Consider the following 19923-nt stretch of genomic DNA (forward strand, 5'->3'; position numbering starts at 1 on the left):
GCGAGAATGCTTGCATGGAACTGATTCTCGTCGTCGTCGGCGCCATCGTTGTCGCGGCGATCGCCAATCAGCGTGGCCTGGAACCCGCCCTGATGATCGTCATCGTCGGCATTGCGGCATCGTTCCTGCCGGGATTCGTAGCGCCTGAACTGGACTCGCATGTCCTGCTGACCGTGGTGTTGCCGCCGCTGCTGTATTCCGCGGCGCTGGACTTCTCGTTCCCGGCGTTCATCCGCAACATCAAACCGATCCTCGGCCTCGGGGTGGGCTTGGTGGTCGTCACCGCGGTCACCGTCGCCGCGGTCTCGGCGTGGGTGGGTGTGGTGCCGTTGACGTTCGCCACCGCGCTGGTGCTGGGCGCCATCGTCGCGCCACCGGATGCCGTGACCGCCGTCGCCGTGGGCCGCAAGCTGGGCCTGCCCAAGCGGGTCATGACGATCCTGACCGGCGAAAGCCTGATCAACGATGCCGCCGCGCTGGCGTTGTTCTCGATCGCCGTCGCGCAGGTCGCCGGCACCCACATCTTCATCGACAACCCGTTCTTGCTGTTCGGCTACAGCGCGGTGCTCGGTCCGGTGGTGGGCGTTGTCCTGGGCTACGTGACGCTGTGGATCCGCAACCGCCTGAACAGCGCGAGCCTGGAGACGATCCAGGGCCTGGTGGTGCCGTTCGCCGCCTACATCACCGCCGAGCGGTTCCACGCCTCGGGCGTGCTGGCCGTGGTGGCCGCCGGATTCGTCGTCGGCAGCGGCACGTTGAGTGCGGGCTACCAGACGCGGCTACAGGAGCGCTACGTCTGGCATTCGGTCGACGTGCTGCTGGAGGCGTTCGTCTTCGCCTACATCGGCCTGCATCTGCGGTTCGTCCTGGAAGACCTGCGCGACGCCCACGAGTCCCTGACGGAGGTGGCCGTCGCCGCAGCGGTGGTGCTGGCGATCGTGTTGGTGATCCGTCCGCTGTCGGTGTTTGTGATGTTCGGTCGCGGCGCTCTGTTCCGCCACGTGGATCGAAGGCTGAGTGTGCCGATCCCGGAGAGCGGTGGTCGCGGTGCGCTGGGTGTTCGTCAGCGAAAGAAGCCAAAGGGCAAGTGGCGGGCCATGATCGACCACACCTCGTTGACCTGGCAGGAGAACGTGGTGGTGTCCTGGACCGGGATGCGCGGTGTGGTGACGCTGGCCGCCGCGGCCGGTATCCCGCCGACGATCGCCAGCGGTGAGCCCTTCCCCGAGCGCGCCACGATCCAGGCGATCGCCTTCGTGGTCGCGGTCGGCACGCTGCTGCTGCAGGGGTGGACTCTGCCGCCGTTGATCCGCCGGCTGAACTTGTCGTCGCCCGAAGACGACCGCGCCTACGACCGGGAGGAGACGGCCAAGGCCGAGACGACGGTCCACGAAGCGGCCGATCATGTGCTGGCGTGGTTCGAGGCCCACCCGCCCGACGGGCTCGATCCCCACGTGCTGACCGACATCCGCAACTGGATCGCCCGGCACTCGAAGGATGCCGACGAGATGCCCGATCCCGAGGAGCATGACCTGCGCGCGGAAGTGTTCTCAACCCTGTACCGCGAGGTGCTGGCCGCGCAGCGCGCCGCGCTGATCAGCCAGCGTGACTCCGGCCAGATCGATGACGAGGCCGTGCGCGCGATGCTCGGCCGCCTCGATCTGCAGGAAGCGAGTGTGACCGCGCGGATGGAGAGCAGACTCTAATTCCCGGGTCGCTACGCTCTCCCCCTAGCCTGCGGCGGGGCGGTACCCCCAGCCCGCCGGATCCCTAGAAGTCGCCGAACCCGCCGCCGAAATCGCCGCCACCGAAATCGCCGAGACCGCCGCCATCGCCGCCCCAGCCGCCGCTGTCACCGCCGCCGTCACCACCCCAGCCGCCGCCGTCGGCGCCCCAACCGCCGTCTTGGCCGGCGTCCAGACCCTGGTCATAACCCTGGTCGAAGCCTTGATCGAAGCCTGAGCCGTAGCCGTTCTCGAAGCCCGAGGCGCCGTAGTCGACGCCACCCATACCGGAGAACAACGCATCGAACAGCAGGACCGAACCCACACCCCAGGCGCCGGCGACCAACGCCGTCTTCCACCACGGCTCGGAGTACCAACCGGCCGGCACCGGACGGCCGGCGACCCGACCGCCGGGGTAGTAGTTCGGGGTGCGCGCACTGGGCACGGGGGAGGCCTCGATCTCGCGGCCCTCGAACTGAACTTTGCGATCCTCGGTGACCGCACCCGCCGACTTCTGGCCTGCCATCGTCTCGAGCTCCGGGCCGGGATCCATGCCCATCGCGGTGCGCGCCGCGCGCACGTAGTACAGCCCCTCGATCGCACTTTCCTTGGCCAGCATGGCCTGCTTGGCGGTGGCCGCCTGGTCGATCTGCGACGAGGCGGCGGTGAACCGCTCCGAGGCGTCGGCGAGTGCCTGGGTGGCGGCATCGTTGGTGCCGTTGAGGTTCAGCACCTGGCCGCCGAGGCGTTCGATCACCCGGCGCGCGTCAGCTTTGGCGTCGGCCAGCGAGGCCGCGTTGCGATTGCCCGAGGCCCGCGACGAGCTCCACACCGCCAGCACGATCGCCACCACGACCACCAGGATGAGCACCACCAGCACACCGTTCATGGCGTCCACACTACCGATGCTGTGAATGTGGCTCGGAGAACGAGAATTTGCTTGTCAGAGCACGCCGAGGGCGCGGTAGACCGCATCGCTCAACACCGTGCTGCGGGGGTCCGCGTTGCATTTGGTGGCGTCGAAATAGTTCATCACGTAGGCGTAGCCGATGCGGTGTTCGAGGTCGACGAACCCGTAGGAGCCGCCCGATCCGCCGTGGCCGAAGCTGCGCAGGTTCGGCCCGGCGACCCCGCGCTGATTGAGCATGTAGCCCAGGCCCCATCCGTGATCGGCCACTCGGGCACCGAGTACGACGTCGGCGTCGAAGCCGCCCTGGGAGACCCGCACCAATTCCAGATGGTCGCGGCTGAGCAGCTTCTCCTGCGCCAGCCCGTTGTAGAACGTGGCCAGTCCTAGCGCCGACACGTGACCGTTGGTGCCGGGGAACTCGCTGGAGCGCCAGCGCGTGAGTTCGTTGGAGCCGAGTTCGTCGTCGGGCACGAAACCCATGGCGACCGACAGCCCGGCCATCGGGTGCTCCGCGAGCGAGGTCGGATATCCCGGCGCCTCGCCGTTGGCCAGCACGTCGCGGATGTGGGGCTTGTTGATCATCTCGGCGCAGCGATGGTGCTCGGCGGCGGGCAGTCCGATGTGCACGTCGATACCCATCGGCTCGGCGATCTCGGTGCGCAGATAGTGGCCGACGGTGCGCCCGGTGACCCGGCGGATCACCTCACCGAGGATGAAGCCGAACGTCACCATGTGGTAGCCCTGCGCCGTTCCCGGCGGCCACCACGGTTCGGCGGCGGCCAGGTCAGCACACACTCGGTCCCAGTCGGTGGTGTCACTCCAGTGCATGCGGGTGCGTGGGCCGATCACCCCGGACCGGTGCCCCAGCACCGATGCGATGGTGATGTCCTGCTTGCCGTTCTGGGCGAACTCCGGCCAGTACTGCGCGACGGGCGCGTGCAGGTCGATCTCGCCGCGGTCGGCCAGCAGATGCACGCAGGTGCTGGTCAGGCCCTTGGTGCCGGAGAAGACGCTGGCCAGGGTGTTTTCCCGCCACGGCCGCCGCCGGCGGGCGTCGGCGTAGCCACCCCACAGATTGACCACCAGATCGCCGTCGACCCACACCGCCACGGCGGCGCCCACTTCGTTGCCGTCAGAGAAGTTCTCGGCGAAGGCGTCGCGAACCGCGCCAAAACCCGCGGCACAGGTACCGCCCATGGGTGTGTGGTCGCTCAACGCGCCTCCTGGCCGCCGGGTATCAACGTCCGAATCTACGGAGATCACGCTAGCCAGCAAAGATGTGAGGACGATTGGAGCGCAATCGCAACCAGGTCGTAATTAGCGTTGGCGCCCACAAATCTGTTCACGCCGAGTTTCCAGACACTTCCCCGTTCTCCCAGGTCGGTAGGTCACGATCGTGATGTGGAGATTCCCGATACGGGCATTCCGCCGGCGCTGGCGAGCCGGATGACGATGGCCGAGCAGCACGAATGGCATCAGACGTACCTGCGCCGCCACGCGGTGTCGCGCCGTAACTTCCTGCGCGGGTCGGCGGCCGCCGCGGCTGTCGCGGCCCTGGGCACCGCGCCGTTCGGGCACCGGGCCTACGCGCAGGACGCGCCCTTGGGAGTGGCGGGCCGGCGGGTCGGATACGGCCCGGACGCGTCGAGCCAGCTAAGGCTGGCCGCCCAGCTTTCCCGCAATCCCGGCGCGACCAAGGTCTTCGTCGACCACGGCCCGACGCCGGGACTCGGGGCGACGCTGGAGGCGGAAGTCCGCAACCTGGTCACCCAGCTCCCGGACAGCAGCGGCGGCGTGCTTTCGGCCGAGCAGTTCTACGTCCACGCACCGCTGGACGGGCTGCCCGGGCGTACGCCGCACTTCTACCGCTGGCGCACCGACGACGGCGTCGTCACCGATGTGCTCTCCGCGACCACCGGCATGCCCAGTGCGCGTGATGCCGTGGGCTGGTTCCGGTTCACGATGATGGGGGATCAGGGAACCAACGAAACACCTTTGTTCCCACCGGGTCTGGCCCCCGGTTACTACGACGACAACTCTTACAGGCCCGACAACGACCCGACGGCCCCGCATGCCGCGAACGTGCTGAATCAGATCGTCGCCTCGCGCCCTGATTTTCACGTGCTGGCCGGCGACATCGCCTACGCCGACCCGAGTGGGGAAGGTAAACCGCCACAATTCGTCCGAAAAGGCGATCCGCCCAAGGGATTCGACAAGTTCAACCCCTACGTCTGGGACGTGTACCTGGGCTCCATCGAGGCCAGCGCGTCGACGACACCGTGGATGTTCGCCACCGGCAACCACGATATGGAGGCTGCCTACCCGGTGCACGGCTACGGCGGCCACCTTGCGCGGCTGGGCTTTCCGGGCAATGGCCCCGCGGGATGCCCGTCGGTCTACTCGTTCACCTACGGTAATGTCGCGGTGCTCTCGCTGGACGCCAACGACGTCAGCTACGAGATCAAAGCTAACACCGGGTACTCGCACGGCGCTCAAAATCTCTGGGTGGAAAGAACATTGGCGGAACACCGGGCGAACCCCGATATCGACTTCATCGTCGCGTTCTTCCATCACTGCGCCTACTCCACTGTCTCCGACCATGCCAGCGACGGGGGTGTGCGGGCGGCCTGGGAATCGCTGTTCGACCGCTACCAGGTCGATCTGGTGTTGCAGGGCCACAACCACGCCTTCGAGCGGACCGATCCGATGCGTGCCGGGGCGCCCACCCGGGTCGCCGAGGACAACGCGATCGTCTACCCCGAGACCGACGGCACCGTGTACTACACAGTGGGTTCGGGCGGGCGGCGCCGCTACAACTTCCAGCCTGGTGAGCAGGAGAGCTACCGCGGCCACGAGTTACCTGACACCGCCGTGCCCAACAGCTACGTCTGGACGGCCGACGGCCACAAGCAGACCGAGGGGATCGCGTGGTCGCGGGTACGGTTCCGCAACTATGCGTTCATCCGGGTCGACGTGCGGCCGGGAAATCTGCTGAGCGAAATGGACGTCACTGCCGTCGACGAATACGGGCGTGAGTTCGACAAGCTGACCTACCGCCGCGAGGTCCGCGCTTAGCTTCGGCTCGGGTTCGGTGCAAATCGCACGTCAGTGCACTATGGTTCGGTTCACCCATGACTCGTACGGTGCTAGCCCTGCTATCGGTGGGCGTGCTCGCGCTCGCCGGATGTGGTGCGCGGCCCCACGCTGATTCGATTGCACCGCAAGCGATTACCGGCCCCTATCAACTGTTGCTGGCAGCCTCGGACAACCTCGGTGACTCGCAGGTGCAGGCGGTGCAGCTGACCGCCGAACTGCAGGGCACCCAAACCCCGGACCGGCTGCAGCGGTGGGCGGCGGCCAACGGACTGTCGGTGCGTTGGGAACAGGGTGCCCGGTGGGCGGTGCTGCAGGGGCCGCCGGCCAGCGTCGCGTCCGCGTTGGGCGTCGCGGTGCACGACTACCGCAGCCCGCTGGGCGAGCGGTTCTACGCCTCACCCGAGCAACCGGCGGTGCCTGCGGCGCTGCGTGATTCGGTGTCGGCCCTGGGTCGCATTCTCAGCTACACGCCGTATCACTCCAGCAGCCCGTCGATCCGGCCGCTCCCCACCGATGTGCCCGACCACAGCCTGCCGCCGGATGCGTTGCGCACCATCTACAACGTGCGGCCGCTGGCCAGTGCCGGCTACACCGGTAAAGGCACCACGATCGTGGTGTTCGCGTTCGACGGCTTCGACCAGGCTGACCTCGACATGTATGCCCAGACCTACGGTCTGCCCACGTTCACCCCCGAGGTCGTCGGCGGCATGCCCGAGCAGCGCAACAACGAGGCATCGATGGATCTGCAAGTGGCGCATGCACTGGCCCCCGATGCGCGCAAGGTCCTGGTCAACGCGCGTCCCACGGTCGAGGGCGGCGGCACCTACGTCAAGATCGCCGACATGATGCAGCAGGTCGCGAAGCGATTCCCCGGTGCGGTGTGGAGCCTGTCGATCGGGTGGGGCTGCGATCGGATGGCGACCGCCGCCGACATGACCCCGATCCGCGAAGCCGTGACCGACGCCGTGTCGCGGGGCACCACCGTGTTCAACGCCAGCGGGGACCTCGCCGGCCTGGAATGCAAACGCGGGCATGACTGGTCGGCTCCACCGGGTCCGGCTGATGTGGGCCTGGACGCGGTGGCCTCGCTGCCGGAGGTGACAACCGTCGGAGGCACGACGCTGTCGACCGACCAGCATTATCAGTGGCTCGCCGAAAACGGCTGGAGCGACGGGCCGCTGACGCAGGGCAGTGGGGGTGGGATCTCCGCCCTGTTCGACCGGCCGGAGTGGCAGACGGCGGCACCGACCACCGCGTTGCGACGGCTGACCCCGGACGTCTCGGCCGTAGCCGACACGACCACCGGCGCTGTGATCGTATTGCGCCAGCAACTGGTCGTCGGCGGCGGCACATCGCAGGCCGCGCCGCTGTGGGCGGGCATCGCTGCGGTGATGAACCAGTTCCTGCGCGACAACGGAGGCAGGGCGCTCGGCGATCTCAATCCGACGCTGTACCGGGTGGCCGCCGGGGCGACCAGGCCGGCATTCCATGACATCGTGCTGGGCACCAACGCGGTGGCTGTTGCGGGCCCCGGCTATGACATGGTGACCGGGCTGGGCACCCCCAACGTCGACAACCTGGCTCGCGACATCCTCGACATCCAGCGGGGCATGGCATGACGACGCCGGCCGAGACCATGCCGTGCCGAGTCTGCGGGCACGACGTTCCGGCGGGCAGGTTCTGCGGACGGTGCGGAGCACGTCTGGTGCGTGAACAGGGTGGTGGCCCGGACTGGTTGCGGGTCAACGCCTTTGTCGCGGCACCCGGTGAGAACGTTTTGCAACCCTCGCTCGTCAGCTCACTGTTCCCGCACCTGCCGCGTCGCTCGCTTGGCACATTCCGGGTCGGATTGGCTTTGGTGGCGGCGCTGCTGATCGCGTTCAGCGTGCTGCACTGGTACGTCCCGATGGTGGCGGTGGCGACGTTCGCGCCGCTGCTGCTGTTCGTGATCTACCTGACCGAGACCGGTGTCATCGCCGACTTATCTTGGCGTGTTTGGGCTTTGACCGTGGTGTTCGGCATCGCGGTGGGGGTGGGCTGGACGCTGCTGACCGCCTCGATCGTCGCCGAGTCCTACAGTCTCGGCCTGGGCACCGAAGTGCCGACGGCGACATTGGTGAAAGACGCCCTGATCATCCCGTTCGGGGGGCTGTTGGCGATGCAGCTGCCGACCGTGTTGGTTCGGCTGACCCGGCCCCGGGTGCGAGAGTCGTTGGACGGCTTCGCGATCGGTGTGCTCGGCGCGACGGTGTTCGCGGTGACGGCGACAATGGTCCGGCTGGTTCAGGAGATCGACGCCGGCATCACGTTGAGCGACCAGTCGGTGACCGATCTGTTGATCGAGGCCGGTGTCCGCGGGCTGACGATGCCGCTGACGGCGGCGACGGTGAGCGGCCTGGTTGGTATCGGGCTGTGGTACCACCGCCGGCCGGACGCCTCGCGTATCCGCCAACTGGCGGCCGGGGGACTGATACTGGTGGTCGCCGCTGCGGCGTATGCCAATGTGGGACTGGTCGAGGTGCTCCAGATCGCCTCGGAACTCCAGTTTTTGGTGCACGTCGCACTGGCGTTCGCGGCGGTGGTGGCGCTGCGGGTCGGGATGCAGGTGGCAGTGCTTCACGAACCACAGGACCCGCTGCATCCCGAGCTGCCCATCCTCTGTCCGGGATGCGGGCACGTCGTGCCCGACGTGGCGTTCTGTCCGGCGTGCGGTGTCGCCGCGCATGCCGCGTCGCGCAGCTCACGTGAGGCTCGCCGGCAGGATCGCCCGCAGCCCGACACCGAGTTGGTGGAGCAGTGAGCGCGCCGGCGGTGACGCGCGAACTCGCGCCCGGCTACTCGGTGCTGTCCGGGTCGTATTCGGCGACGCCGCTTCGCTATACGTCGCTGCGACGACTGTTGATGCTGTTGACCGCCGGGCTCGTGGTCGTCGTCGGCGCGATGACCGCCGCCTCGTTGCTCACCGCCGCCCCGCCGGTTCGCTACGCCTGCCCACCGGACTGTGGCAAGCCGCCGACCGGGATTCCGGTACAAGCCAATCCGCGTTTCTCGCCGCCCGACGGGTCGTTCTCGGTGGCGTATCCGGGGGAGGGGTCGGCCTACACGATCACCAAGGAGAGTGACGGGGTCAACGCCGTGTTCACCGGTGGTGACGGCGGCGCAATGGAACTGTTCAGCGTTCCGGCCAAGGGGCGCACGGCCGAACAGGTCGTCGACGACCTGCTGCACGAGAAGCAGCCTGACGCCACCGTCGCCTACGTGCTGCCGAACGCGACCGTCGGCTACCAACTCGGCTATGGCGCCGTGCTGGATGTCTATCCGCAGGGCACCAGCGGAGTCGCCCGGCGCACCCGCATTGTCGTGATGGCGGCGGTCAAGAACGACCTGACGCTCATCGGCGCCGCGATCGGGCCCTACCGCCCATTCCGGCCCGGTGATGGCCCCAGCTTGCCGTCGGGAGCCAATTTGCAACTCGCCCAGGATTTGGGCAAGTACATCAACAGCTTTCAGTGGAAGGGCGATCCACCCCGGTAGGGATCAGCCCACCGACGCCGGCTCGAGCGCCATGACTTCCTTGGCCGCGCGTTCGCCCGAACGGACCGCACCGTCGACCCAGCCGTGCATGACACCCGACGTTTCGGTGCCTGCCCAATGGATGCGGCCGCACGGTTCGGTGATGGCGGGCCCGAACTCGGTGAGCACACCGGGCGGGCAATGGCTCAACATGCCTCCGCCGGAGTATCTTTCGACGCTCCAGTCCTGATCGAGGTAAGCCACCGGTGTCGCGGCCTGCTCACCGAATCGGTCGACGAGGTTGGCCAGAACTTCCTTCCTTCGGGCCTCGTGATCCATCTTCGAATACCGACGGCCCTGGGGGCCCTCGGTGATCACGCACATCACCCCGGGGCGCGGCTCGTCGGTGGAGGCGTCGATCGTCAGCGTCGCCAATGTGTCGGGCGCGAACGTCTGGCCGGTCAATCCGTCCTTACGCCAGAACGGCTCGTCGTACACGATGTTGATCTTCACGACGGCACCACTGGGCATGCGCTGATGCAGGAACGACCGATCGACCGGGAGCATCGGCTCGTACAGGATGTGGCTTGCGATCGCGACCGGGACGGCCACGATCACCCGCTGTGCGCGCACGGTCATGCCGTCGGCCTCGACCGTGACGCCCCCCTCGTCCTGGACGATGCGCCGCACGGGCTGGTTCAGGTGCAGCGAGTCACCGAGTTCGGCGGCCATCTTGCTGGACACCGCACCCATCCCGCCGACGATGCGCGAATCCTGCGATCCGTCCTTGATACCGAGCACGAAGGACGGCCCGCCACCGGAGGCCAGCTGCCGGAGCACGAACAACATCGAGGTCTCCGACGCTGCCGACGTGTACAGGCCCGCGATCGCCGCGTCGAGCAACGTATGCGCCGGCTTGGACAGCGTGTGGTTCTCGAGCCACTCCGCGTAGGAGATTCGATCCAGCTTTGCGGCGTTCTTGGCTTCCCACGGTTTCTCGAGCGGGATCGTCTTGCACAACCGCGTCAGATCGAGGAAGACCGCCCCCATGTTGAGTGCCGCCCACGGGCTCATCGTCAGCGGGATGGTGCCCTCGTAGCGAAAGTGTTTCCCGTCGACGACCATCATCGCTTCGCCGTCGATGTACTGCTTGTAGCTGCCGACACCGAACTCTGTCATGAGCCCGTAGATGGCGTCCTGACCAGGTCCGATCCAGGCGCCGCCGCGGTCGATCCAAATGCCCTCCGGGCCTTCGACGGTGAATGTGCGCCCACCGACACGGTCGCGGGCTTCCAGCAGGGCCACCGATCGGCCCGCTTGTTTGAGTCGCAGTGCAGCAGTCAGTCCGGCAAAGCCTGCGCCGACCACACAGATCTCTACATCAGCCATGGCTTATGGTGCGCTCAGCTGTGTGCATACTGGGTGCGTTTTGGCAAAGTGTTAACCGGCTTGCCGCACGGTCCCCAGGAGGACGATTGAGCACCGACACCGCCGTACGCACCGCCGTGGTTTTCGTGCACGGCCTGCTCGAACGGCGGCCGATGGATATCTTCGACGACTTCGCGAAGACGGTGTTGCCTCGCCGCGACGGTCACTGGGAGTACTACCCCCAGCCCGTCGAGATCACCGATTCCTACGAAGCGCGCCGCTACACCGTCCCGTCGGCGAGAACCGACATCTATGAGTACGACTGGTCGTTCTTGATGACGGGTCCCCGCTACGCCGGATTCATTGCGGCGCTGGCGCGGTTGTTCCTGCGTCGGCCCAGCAATGTGCCCGATCAGCTGTTCGGTATCTGGCGTGCCGCGTGGCTGGTGCTGATCGTCCCGCTGACCGCCCTGGTCGGTGTGCTGGTTGTCGGCGGTTGGTATCTGCAATCCGGGGTGGCCGGTTGGATCATCGGACTGGTCACCAGCGTGGTTGTCCTCAGTATCGCGCTGGCCGTGCTGCGCATGGCGCCACGGGCGTTGCTGCGTAGCTTCCTGACGACCGGGTTTGTCAACGCCGCCCGGTATTTCGACCTGCTCGCGCCCGAGTCGCACGTGGTGCGACGGGCGATCCGCGGCGGCCTCGTCGATCTTCTGTATACCCTGCAGCAGGGACGCTACGCGCGAATTGTCTTGGTGGGACACGGACTTGGCGGCTGCATCGCCTACGATGCGCTGACGGCATTGTGGGCCGAGACGCATGAGTTGCGCGCCGTACCGGCCGAGCGGCCTGAGGGCCTGGGATCGTTGCACGGGCTGGAGGCGGCCGCGGATCGGCTGACGGCCGAGCCGGACTCCGCAGGCGCGCTCGACGAGTTCCAGGCCGCACAGTTCGACTTGTGGCAGGACGTGCGTGGGCAGGGGAATCCCTGGCGCATCACCGATTTCGTCACGGTCGGAACGCCGATGGCGCTGGCTGATTTCTTCGTCGGCCGCCCGCCGATCCTGGGCGGCCTCAGCCGCGGCGACGGGCGCCGGCATGATCTGTTCGACAAGCTGACTCGTGAGGGCGTGGTGGTCCGGTGCCCACCGCGATCGGAGGCGTTGCCCGTCGATGCCGCCGGAGTCGGGCCGGCGAGCTTCGGCTTCGATGGTGTGTTGGGAGCGCAGTCGCCGTTCGCGGTGACTCGGTGGACCAACATCTGGTTTCCGGTGCGCCGGGGCAGCATGCGTGGTGATTGGTTCGGCGGGCTCCTTCGCCCGTTGTTCGGGCCGGGCGTTCGGGAGATCGCGGTCAGCGGCAACCTGCCCGAGCGGCTGCGGCCGGGAGTCCCGCAGATCAAATACTTCAAGTACCCCGACCGTGACGCCGAAGGTGATGTGGCGTTCCATCTCCGTGAAGTGCTTGCACTAGAGGATCTTTCGGGACTCGACGTCTCGGTGAACGCACCCGAGCCCGATCCCGCGACCGTGGAGCGCGTCGTGTACCGGTCTTGGCAGCGCAGCATGTGATGACGCGAGCAATCGCCGTGCGGGTGGCCTGCGTGCTGTGCGCGGTCGCCGCGGTCCTGCTGGCCCTCATCGGGTGGAACGACCTGTACTTCACCGGGTTCCCGGATTCGCATCTGACCGACTACGACAAAGCGGCCGAGCTGCCCAAGCGGGTGCTGATGCGGACGGACTGGGGTTTCGCTTTGCTGTTCCTGTTCCTCGCGGTCTGGCCGCTCAAGCTCCGGACTCGCGGAATCGGGCTGGCAGTTGCGACGATCGCACTCGTCATCGTCACGATCGTCCAGTGGGTCGGCATCCCTTGGTATTTCATCACCCACCTCGGTCTGGACAACGGAATCGGCGGCTAGGTCCGCTATGTGACGTAGATCACTTTATGGCTGTGAACCGTTCGGGGTGGGTTCGTCGTGAACCCAGGGAAGTCCGCCAACGTAGGCGGCTCCCACGAAAGGGGCGGGCGATGAAGCTTGCCACGACGAAGGTCATCACCGTGACGGCGATGAATGTACTCGCCACGGCAGCAATGCATTTCCCGAGCGACCCGCCGTCGGCAGCTCCACCTGTGCAAGTCCGGCCGTACGCCCTGATCGGGTTACCCGACCACGCCGTCCCGCCGGTTGCACCGACCAGGCTCATCGCCGCCGAGATCGAAATGCCCACCGCCATTGCGGTGTTGGCGCCCGAGGTCGTCATACCTCACAGCAGCGTGATGCCGTTGCGGCCGGCGGGTACGCCCCGGATCATCAGCTCCGTATCGTTTCTGTCGCCGACCGTGCATCGCTCGATCGCGGCGTCGACGTCCCGTCATCGACAGGCCGCCGCAGTGCCGGCACTGCCGACCCCGGATGCGGTCGCAGACCAGATTCGCGCGGCCGTCGCCGTCTACATCAGCAATGGCACCGCGGCACATCCCGACGCAGGTCTGTTGATCGGCAACGGATTCGACGGCGCGCCCGGCCAGGACGGTGGCCGCGGCGGCATGCTCTTCGGCAACGGTGGTCGGGGTGGTGACGGGGTGTTGAACATCAACGGCGGCTCGGCCGGCGATGGTGGTGACGCCGGACTGATCGGTAACGGTGGTGCCGGCGGCCGGGGCGGCGACCTGATCGCCACGACAAACGTCGCCGCATTCGGACGTCAAGGCGGCGATGGCGGCCGTGGCGGCCTACTGATCGGCAATGGTGGCAAGGGCGGTACCGGCGGCACCGGCCAAAACCTCGACACCGGCGGCGCCGTCGGTGGCATCGGCGGACAGGGCGGTAAGGCCGGAGTGTTCGGCCGCGGCGGCGACGGTGGTCAGGGCGGAACCGCGAACGCCGGCACCGGAACCGCCCGGGCAGGCGCCGGCGGTGACGGCGGCCAGGGCGGACTCGTAGGCAATGGCGGCGCCGGTGGCACCGGCGGAGGCGGGTCGAGTAAGGGCAACGCCTTCGGCGGTGACGGTGGCAAGGGCGGTGAAGGTGGGCGAGTCGTCGGCACCGGCGGTAAGGGCGGCACCGGAGGGGCGGCCGGCAGCAACGTCGTGACCAGCACTGCCACCGGAGGCAAGGGTGGCAACGGCGGGAACAGTCATGGGATCTTGCGGCCGGGCGGCGCGGCCGGCAACGGCGGCAATGCCCAGTCCCAACCGGGCACCGGTATCGGCGGCGACGGCGGCAATGGCGGCCGCGGCGGGCCTGGTGGAAATCCGGGGATGGGCGGTATCGGCGGCGTCGGCGTCGGCAGCACGCCGGGCAGCCATAACGGCAAGGCCGGCAGCGGGGCTGTCTAAAACCCGGTCACGCGCCGATCAGGCGCCAATGATGTAGGGATGAAACTCAGGTTCGTCGGCGTCGGCGTCGTCGTCGCCACCGCTCTGCCGATCGTCTCGCCGGTCGCTCACGCGGATCGCGCCGAACCGCCGCCGCTGTACGGGTACTACACCCTGGCCATCGACTTCTCGAAGCAGAGCTTCGACGGTGCACCGACCCCGATGAACCCGATCAGCTTTCCGGTTCCCTTCAGCACGCGGTGCGACGTGGCCGGTTGCGTTGCGACCATGGACAACTCCGACGACCATGCCCGCAATCCGGCCGCGCCCATGTCCTATGACTATCGATGGAATGGCGACCGGTGGGAGACCAGCGGTCAATATCCGTACTTCTGCGATCGCAACGACCCGAACAGCGTTGTGCAGGCGACCCGTTCGGACTATTGGATCCCCAATCCCGATGGCAGTTTCTACGGCGAGCGCACACTCGTCATCGGTGGTGCCGGCTGCCCCGGTGAGGGACCGGGCACACACGTGGTGCCGATCTCGTTGTCGCCCATCGATCCACCACCGCCGCGCTAGCGGAATCGGGGGTGACGTCCTTTGCAGAATTGTCACCCCCGACCCACTAGATGTCGCCGCGGGAGAAATCGGCCAGCACTGTCGGCACCGCCGAGTCGAACCCGGTGATGTCGAGCTGCCTCGGATCGGCCGGATCGGCGATCGAGTTGAGGCTGGCGGTCATTGCGACGACCACCAGTCGCGCGTCGATACCCATCCGCTGGCGGTACTGCTCGAGTGCCTGATGCGGGTGGATGTCGCCGTACCACGTCTCGTTGTCGGTGTAGATCTGGAACGTGTCGACCTTGATCCGGTGCTTGTGTGCCCAGACCATCGGCAGCGCGCAATCCGTGGCTCCGAACGCGAGCCTGGACATGTACTTGCACACGTCGTCGAGGCGACGACGCGCGCTGATGTCCAGACCCCGGATCGCGGTGTTCGGGTAGCCGCCGGTGCCGGCGGTGAACCCGACGATCCGGCACCTCGGCTCGGTGGCCGCGGTGACCAGAGCGAGTGCAGCCGAGGCCTCCCGGCAGGTCACCGGCAGACCCGACACTCGAGAACCCATCGAACCCGAGACGTCCAGCGCCAGCAGCGTGCGCTTGTTCGCCGGACGCACCGCACCGTATGCCGCGTAGAACGCAGCGTCCAGCGCATCGGCGATCCGCGGGACCGGGGTCCAGCGGCCGCCCTCACCCCACCCGGAAGCGTAAGTACGCTGTGCCACAAGCACATTGACCGGGTGCACGCGGGCGCGTGCCAGCCGATCGGCGTCGGCCAGCTGGGCGGCCACCGTCTCACCGACCTCGCCGTCGAGCAGGCCGAGGCGGGTCAGACGCGGAAGCTGGCGCATCAGCGCCGTCTGCGGCAAGCCGCGGACGATCAGCGCCTCCCACACCGCCGGCTCGGCCAGCGCTGCGTCGGGCAGCATCTCCCAGGACATACCGTGCCCACGGTCGACGATCTCGACCCACCGCGCCGCCGTCGAGGCCGCCTTGGCGTCCTCGAAGTCGGCGATGATCGCGATCTCGTCGGGCACGACGTCGCACGCGGTCACCTGAGCGGACGTGCCGTGCACGACCGTGTCGCCAAGGCCCCTGCCCACCGCCCAGTTCAGGGCGATACGACGAGCCGGGTCGACGACCCCGCCCGGGCTGGCCAGCCGCAGCACATCGCGGTGGCGCCAGCCCTCGCGCTGCCGGTACTTGACCAGCTGGTAGGCCAGCCGGTCGACCGGCTGCTCGGTGTACCACCGGCCCACGGCCCGACGCAGCGTGCGACCCCACCCACGGAACTGCTCGACGTAAGTAACGAACAGGAACAGGTGGGTGCCGGTGCGCGCGACGCGCGGCAGTGCCGCCAGCGCCGCGCGACGACCGTCGACACTGTCGACCGATGCCGCGATCGCCAGGGCGAACAGGGCCGGGTTCGGCTTGGGAGCCCGGCCCGCCTCGGAGATCTCGACGATCAGGTTCACCAGTCGCACAGGGTCATTGGCGGCAACCCGCAGTACCACGTCGGCGTTGTCGCGCGTCAGCTCGCGGGCGGAGACGTAGAACGTCCCGCCGTCGGTGCCCAGCGTCAGGAAGCGGCGCACCCGCGCCCAGTCATCGACCGAAAAGGTGTAGCCGCCAGCGGCATTGAGCACTTGTTCCGGCTTCGCGGCATGACGCTGCGGTGTCCGTCGCAGGCCGATCGTCTTGAGAATGTCCATGGGGCTACTCCTTTCGTTGTGGGTGTGACGTTGTTGAAAGCTGCGAGCGTGGGTGTGAACCGACCGGAGTATGGATTCGAACCATAGGAGCCAGGTAACCGACCGACGTCCGGCTCGCAGCAATCAAGTTGTGGGCCAGGCGATGTGAGCGTCTAGTGCCGACCGGCGTTAGCGCTCTGCCAAACTGAGCTACTGTCCCGCCGAAGCGAGACAGACGGGATTCGAACCCGCGACCTAACCATTCAAAGTGGTAACCGATCAACGTCCGGCTCACATCACCGGGCTGAACGAACTGTACGGCAGCGTCTGCCGCTGGGCGACTGATTATTTCGCCTGTTTGAGGGCGCCGCGAATGGGACATCATGGAACGGTGAAACTGTTACCCACACCTGACGTCACACTGTCCGATTCCGAGGTCGAAGACGCACTCGGGCGGGCCGTCGCGGTCATCAACCCGCTGCTCGATGTGCTGTGGGGGACAGACCCTTTCGGGCTCAAGCGGCAATCCCCGCCGAACGCCGTGTCGTGGGCGCTCAACGCCGCCGATATCCCGGGCACCCTGGCCTGGGACGAGCTGACTACCGACGAGCGGATCAGCTGGTGGGTGTGGCGCGTCGGCGCGCTCAACACGGTCGTGGTGGCGTTCCCCGGCGTGCTGGGTGTCATCGGGCGACGACTGCCGATCCAGGATTTGCTCGGGTTCGCCAGTCAGGCCATCGTGCTGGTCGCGGTGGCCCGAGAACTCGGCGTCACCGATCGTCGGCCGCAGGTCCAGTTGCTCGCCTCGGTGCTGTGCGGACGGGATCTGTCGGCCGGGGTCCTCGACGCCGACGAGCACCCGCCGGTGTCGATCGAGTTCACGCCGAAGGGGATCGTCTCGGCGTTGTGGAAATTGGTCGGTGTCTTCGACGCCATCGGCGACGAGCTCGCGAAGCGGCCGCACCCGCGCGCGCCGTTCCGCTACGTGGCCATGCTGCCCGCCGTGGGAGCGGTGGCGTCGTACCTCGGGGAGTGCGGTGCGCTGTCTCGCGCGGCCAAAGCAGGCCGGCGGTGGATCGAGCAGCGGTGAGGCTTAGCGGCCGCGCTTGCTGCCGCCCGTGCTCGAGGTAGCCGCGGCGGACGACTTCTTGGTGGGACGGACTTTCGCCGCCGTCGTGCCGTTCTTGGTGTCGGCAGCGCGCTTGGACGTCGCCACCCCACGACCGGCCGGCGCGCTCACGCTGCTGGCGGGTTTGACCGCCCGCACCTGCGCCGCGGCCGAGCTGCCGGCGCAGGTCTGGCCGGCGAAACAGACCGGGAATTTCGGCAGCCGCGGGATGTGCAGGGCCCTCAGCCCGGGATTGACGTTGTCGGCGACGGTGTTCCAGGCGTAGGCGGTCGCGGCGAAAGCCACAACGACGCCGCTGAGGCCGATGGCCGCAAGACCGGGTCCGGCGCCCAGCCCCAGGCTGTTCAGGTACTCCAGGATCGACGCCGCGAACGCGAGGAAGTCCGGGGTGTCTGCCGCGGTGACGTCGGCGCTGGTCTTATTAGCTGCTGGTCGAACGGGAGTCAGGCTGATGTCGGCCGCCGTGACGGCCGTGAGCTGCACCGTCTGGACGTCGACGCGGGGGAGCGCCACGCCCGACACGGGCGGTGGAGCCGTCACCAGACCCAGCGTGACAATGCCGGCGCCCGCGAGGGCCACAGCAGCGGTGTGCGGACGAGCAGCCTTGCTCTGGAATCCTCGGTGCATCATTGCCTTTGGGTCGTCAGCCACGTGAACAAGCGCATCGATCATCGCATCCGTCAATACGGGCGAGTTGATTTTTCAAACAAGGACGATCGCGCCCGACCATGAAACAGAGAGAGCCCGTCGAATGCGTGTTCGACGGGCTCTGCGCTGGTCCTGGTGGAGCGGGCGACGGGAATCGAACCCGCGTAGCTAGTTTGGAAGACTAGGGCTCTACCATTGAGCTACGCCCGCGTGCTTGCGCGGACCCAAATGTACCGGCGCCGACCTGATCAAATCCAATCGGCCCACCTGAGAGCGCATCGTCGAGGTCGATTGCCGCTGAACAGGCATTGGGCCGTAGGATTCGGGCGCGAGAAATACAGCACCGGGGTGTAGCGCAGCTTGGTAGCGCATCCGCTTTGGGAGCGGAAGGCCGCAGGTTCAAATCCTGTCACCCCGACACGCCCAACGAACGTCCCACACGAGTAGAAGATCGACCCGAGGAGCACAGCAGTGAAGAGCACCGTCGAGAAGTTGAGCCCGACCCGGGTTCGCATCAACGTGGAGGTGCCCTTCACGGAATTGCAGCCCGACTTCGACAAGGCCTACAAGGAGCTCGCCAAGCAGGTCCGGCTCCCCGGATTCCGGCCCGGCAAGGCCCCGGCGAAGCTGCTCGAGGCCCGCATCGGCCGCGGCGCGGTGCTGGAGCAGGTCGTCAACGACGCGCTGCCCGGCCGCTACAGCGAGGCCCTGGTCGCCACCGAGCTGAGCCCGCTGGGCCAGCCCGAGATCGAGGTCACCAAGATCGAGGACGGCGAGGAGCTGGTCTTCACCGCCGAGGTCGACGTCCGCCCCGAGATCACGCTGCCCGACTTGAGCGCGCTGAAGATCTCCGTCGATCCCATCGAGATCAACGACGACGAGGTCGAGGCCGAGCTGGAGTCGCTGCGCGCCCGCTTCGGCACCCTCAAGGGTGTCGAGCGTCCGGCCCAGACCGGTGACTTCGTCTCGATCGACCTGTCGGCCACCGTCGGCGGCGAAGAGCTGCCCGACGCCGCCACCGAGGGCCTGTCCCACGAGGTCGGTTCCGGCCAGCTCATCGACGGCCTGGACGACGCCATCGTCGGCCTGGCCGAGGGCGAGTCCAAGGTGTTCACCACCAAGCTGGCCGCCGGCGAGCACGCCGGTGAAGAGGCCGAGGTCACCGTCACCGTCAAGTCGATCAAGGAGCGCGAGCTTCCCGAGGCCGATGACGAATTCGCCCAGCTGGCAAGCGAATTCGACACCATCGAGGAGCTGCGCGAGAACCTCGTCGACCAGGTGAAGCGGGTCAAGCGCATCCACCAGGCCGAGAAGATCCGCGACAACGCCCTCGAGCTCCTGCTGGAGACCACCGAGGTGCCGCTGCCCGAGGCGATCGTGCAGGCCCAGGTCGACCAGACCGTGCACAACGCCATCCACGGCCTCGACCACGACGAGGACAAGTTCGCCGAGCAGCTCGAGGCCGAGGGCAGCTCGCGCGAGAAGTTCGACACCGAGACCCGCGAGGCCGCCGAGAAGGCCGTCAAGACCCAGCTCTTGATGGACGCGATCGCCGACGACCTCGACATCCAGGTCGGCCAGAACGACCTCACCGAGCGGCTCGTGCTGATGTCGCGGCAGTACGGCATCGAGCCGGCGCAGCTGCTGCAGATCCTGCAGCAGAACAACCAGCTGCCGGCGATGTTCGCCGACGTGCGCCGCGGCCTGACCGTAGCCGCGGTGGTCGAGGCGGCCACCGTCACCGACACCGACGGCAACGTCGTCGACACCGCCGAGTTCTTCGGCCCGCCGGCCGAGCATGAGGATGCCGAGGCGGTTGAAGGCGACACGGACGACACGAGCGACGAGGCCGAAGAGGCCGCTGAGCAGCAGGCCGACAAGGCTGAGTAACGCCGACAGCGAAAGCGCACTCTCCTGGGAGTGCGCTGCGCGCTGCTTTGGTTAGGGTCGGGTAGAACGAAGT

At 67.4% G+C, this 19923-nt stretch carries 16 protein-coding genes and 3 tRNA genes; 12 read left to right on the forward strand and 7 right to left on the reverse strand.

Features of this window, described 5'->3' with window-relative positions; all coding sequences use genetic code 11:
* Positions 1-14: 14 nt before the first annotated feature.
* Positions 15-1706 (forward strand): cation:proton antiporter, encoded by a 1692-nt coding sequence (locus tag EV580_RS30930; protein WP_133696520.1) that lies wholly within the window; start codon positions 15-17, stop codon positions 1704-1706.
* Between the two features lie 64 nt (positions 1707-1770).
* Here the strand turns inward: EV580_RS30930 and EV580_RS30935 are convergent, their stop codons facing one another.
* A complete protein-coding gene (locus tag EV580_RS30935) occupies positions 1771-2613 on the reverse strand; it encodes a DUF1542 domain-containing protein (protein ID WP_133696522.1) in 843 nt (280 codons plus the stop codon).
* A 54-nt stretch (positions 2614-2667) separates the two neighbouring features.
* Positions 2668-3831, reverse strand: a complete 1164-nt coding sequence (locus tag EV580_RS30940) for a serine hydrolase domain-containing protein (RefSeq protein WP_133696844.1) — start codon at positions 3829-3831, stop codon at positions 2668-2670.
* 249 nt (positions 3832-4080) lie between these two features.
* Here EV580_RS30940 and EV580_RS30945 point away from each other — a divergent pair, with 249 nt between their 5' ends.
* Genes EV580_RS30945 through EV580_RS30960 form a run of 4 tightly spaced genes read left to right on the forward strand, consistent with a single transcriptional unit; the run spans position 4081 to position 9264 of the window.
* Positions 4081-5709, forward strand: coding sequence for a metallophosphoesterase (locus EV580_RS30945; RefSeq protein ID WP_208114683.1), 1629 nt, complete (start codon positions 4081-4083; stop codon positions 5707-5709).
* A 56-nt stretch (positions 5710-5765) separates the two neighbouring features.
* On the forward strand, positions 5766-7349 hold the full coding sequence (locus EV580_RS30950) for a S53 family peptidase (RefSeq protein WP_133696525.1): 1584 nt from the start codon (positions 5766-5768) through the stop codon (positions 7347-7349).
* On the forward strand, positions 7346-8530 hold the full coding sequence (locus tag EV580_RS30955; RefSeq protein WP_133696526.1) for a zinc ribbon domain-containing protein: 1185 nt from the start codon (positions 7346-7348) through the stop codon (positions 8528-8530). The genes EV580_RS30950 and EV580_RS30955 overlap by 4 nt, the downstream gene beginning before the upstream one ends.
* Positions 8527-9264: a hypothetical protein gene (locus EV580_RS30960; RefSeq protein WP_286171936.1), complete on the forward strand. Its 738-nt coding sequence runs from the start codon at positions 8527-8529 to the stop codon at positions 9262-9264. The genes EV580_RS30955 and EV580_RS30960 overlap by 4 nt, the downstream gene beginning before the upstream one ends.
* 3 nt (positions 9265-9267) lie before the next feature.
* Here EV580_RS30960 and EV580_RS30965 read toward each other — a convergent pair whose 3' ends face one another.
* Entirely contained in the window at positions 9268-10632 is a 1365-nt protein-coding gene (locus EV580_RS30965; protein WP_133696528.1) for a flavin monoamine oxidase family protein, read from the reverse strand.
* 86 nt (positions 10633-10718) lie between these two features.
* Between EV580_RS30965 and EV580_RS30970 the strand changes: the two genes are divergently transcribed.
* From EV580_RS30970 to EV580_RS30985, 4 genes are all read left to right on the forward strand, one after another.
* Entirely contained in the window at positions 10719-12182 is a 1464-nt protein-coding gene (locus EV580_RS30970; RefSeq protein WP_133696530.1) for a hypothetical protein, read from the forward strand.
* Entirely contained in the window at positions 12182-12529 is a 348-nt protein-coding gene (locus EV580_RS30975; RefSeq protein ID WP_133696532.1) for a hypothetical protein, read from the forward strand. The genes EV580_RS30970 and EV580_RS30975 overlap by 1 nt, the downstream gene beginning before the upstream one ends.
* Before the next feature lie 110 nt (positions 12530-12639).
* Positions 12640-13950 (forward strand): PGRS repeat-containing protein, encoded by a 1311-nt coding sequence (locus EV580_RS33965; RefSeq protein WP_166654963.1) that lies wholly within the window; start codon positions 12640-12642, stop codon positions 13948-13950.
* Between the two features lie 39 nt (positions 13951-13989).
* Positions 13990-14511: an MBOE_33420 family protein gene (locus EV580_RS30985; protein ID WP_133696533.1), complete on the forward strand. Its 522-nt coding sequence runs from the start codon at positions 13990-13992 to the stop codon at positions 14509-14511.
* A gap of 46 nt (positions 14512-14557) precedes the next feature.
* Here the strand turns inward: EV580_RS30985 and EV580_RS30990 are convergent, their stop codons facing one another.
* Positions 14558-16204, reverse strand: a complete 1647-nt coding sequence (locus tag EV580_RS30990) for a TROVE domain-containing protein (RefSeq protein WP_133696535.1) — start codon at positions 16202-16204, stop codon at positions 14558-14560.
* Positions 16205-16264: 60 nt separating this feature from the next.
* Positions 16265-16406, reverse strand: a tRNA-OTHER gene (locus EV580_RS33970).
* A gap of 150 nt (positions 16407-16556) precedes the next feature.
* On the opposite strand from EV580_RS33970, the gene EV580_RS30995 reads away from it, so the two are divergent.
* A complete protein-coding gene (locus EV580_RS30995; RefSeq protein WP_133696537.1) occupies positions 16557-17273 on the forward strand; it encodes a hypothetical protein in 717 nt (238 codons plus the stop codon).
* Positions 17274-17276: 3 nt separating this feature from the next.
* Here EV580_RS30995 and EV580_RS31000 read toward each other — a convergent pair whose 3' ends face one another.
* Both EV580_RS31000 and EV580_RS31005 read right to left on the reverse strand, forming a co-directional pair.
* Entirely contained in the window at positions 17277-17963 is a 687-nt protein-coding gene (locus tag EV580_RS31000; RefSeq protein ID WP_133696538.1) for a hypothetical protein, read from the reverse strand.
* A gap of 133 nt (positions 17964-18096) precedes the next feature.
* Positions 18097-18170, reverse strand: a tRNA-Gly gene (locus tag EV580_RS31005).
* Between the two features lie 134 nt (positions 18171-18304).
* On the opposite strand from EV580_RS31005, the gene EV580_RS31010 reads away from it, so the two are divergent.
* Positions 18305-18378 (forward strand) — tRNA-Pro (locus tag EV580_RS31010).
* 53 nt (positions 18379-18431) lie between these two features.
* Positions 18432-19850: a trigger factor gene (gene tig / locus EV580_RS31015; RefSeq protein WP_133696540.1), complete on the forward strand. Its 1419-nt coding sequence runs from the start codon at positions 18432-18434 to the stop codon at positions 19848-19850.
* Positions 19851-19923 lie beyond the last annotated feature (73 nt).

Origin of the sequence: Mycobacterium sp. BK086 (assembly GCA_004362315.1) — a bacterium.
GTDB lineage: Bacteria > Actinomycetota > Actinomycetes > Mycobacteriales > Mycobacteriaceae > Mycobacterium.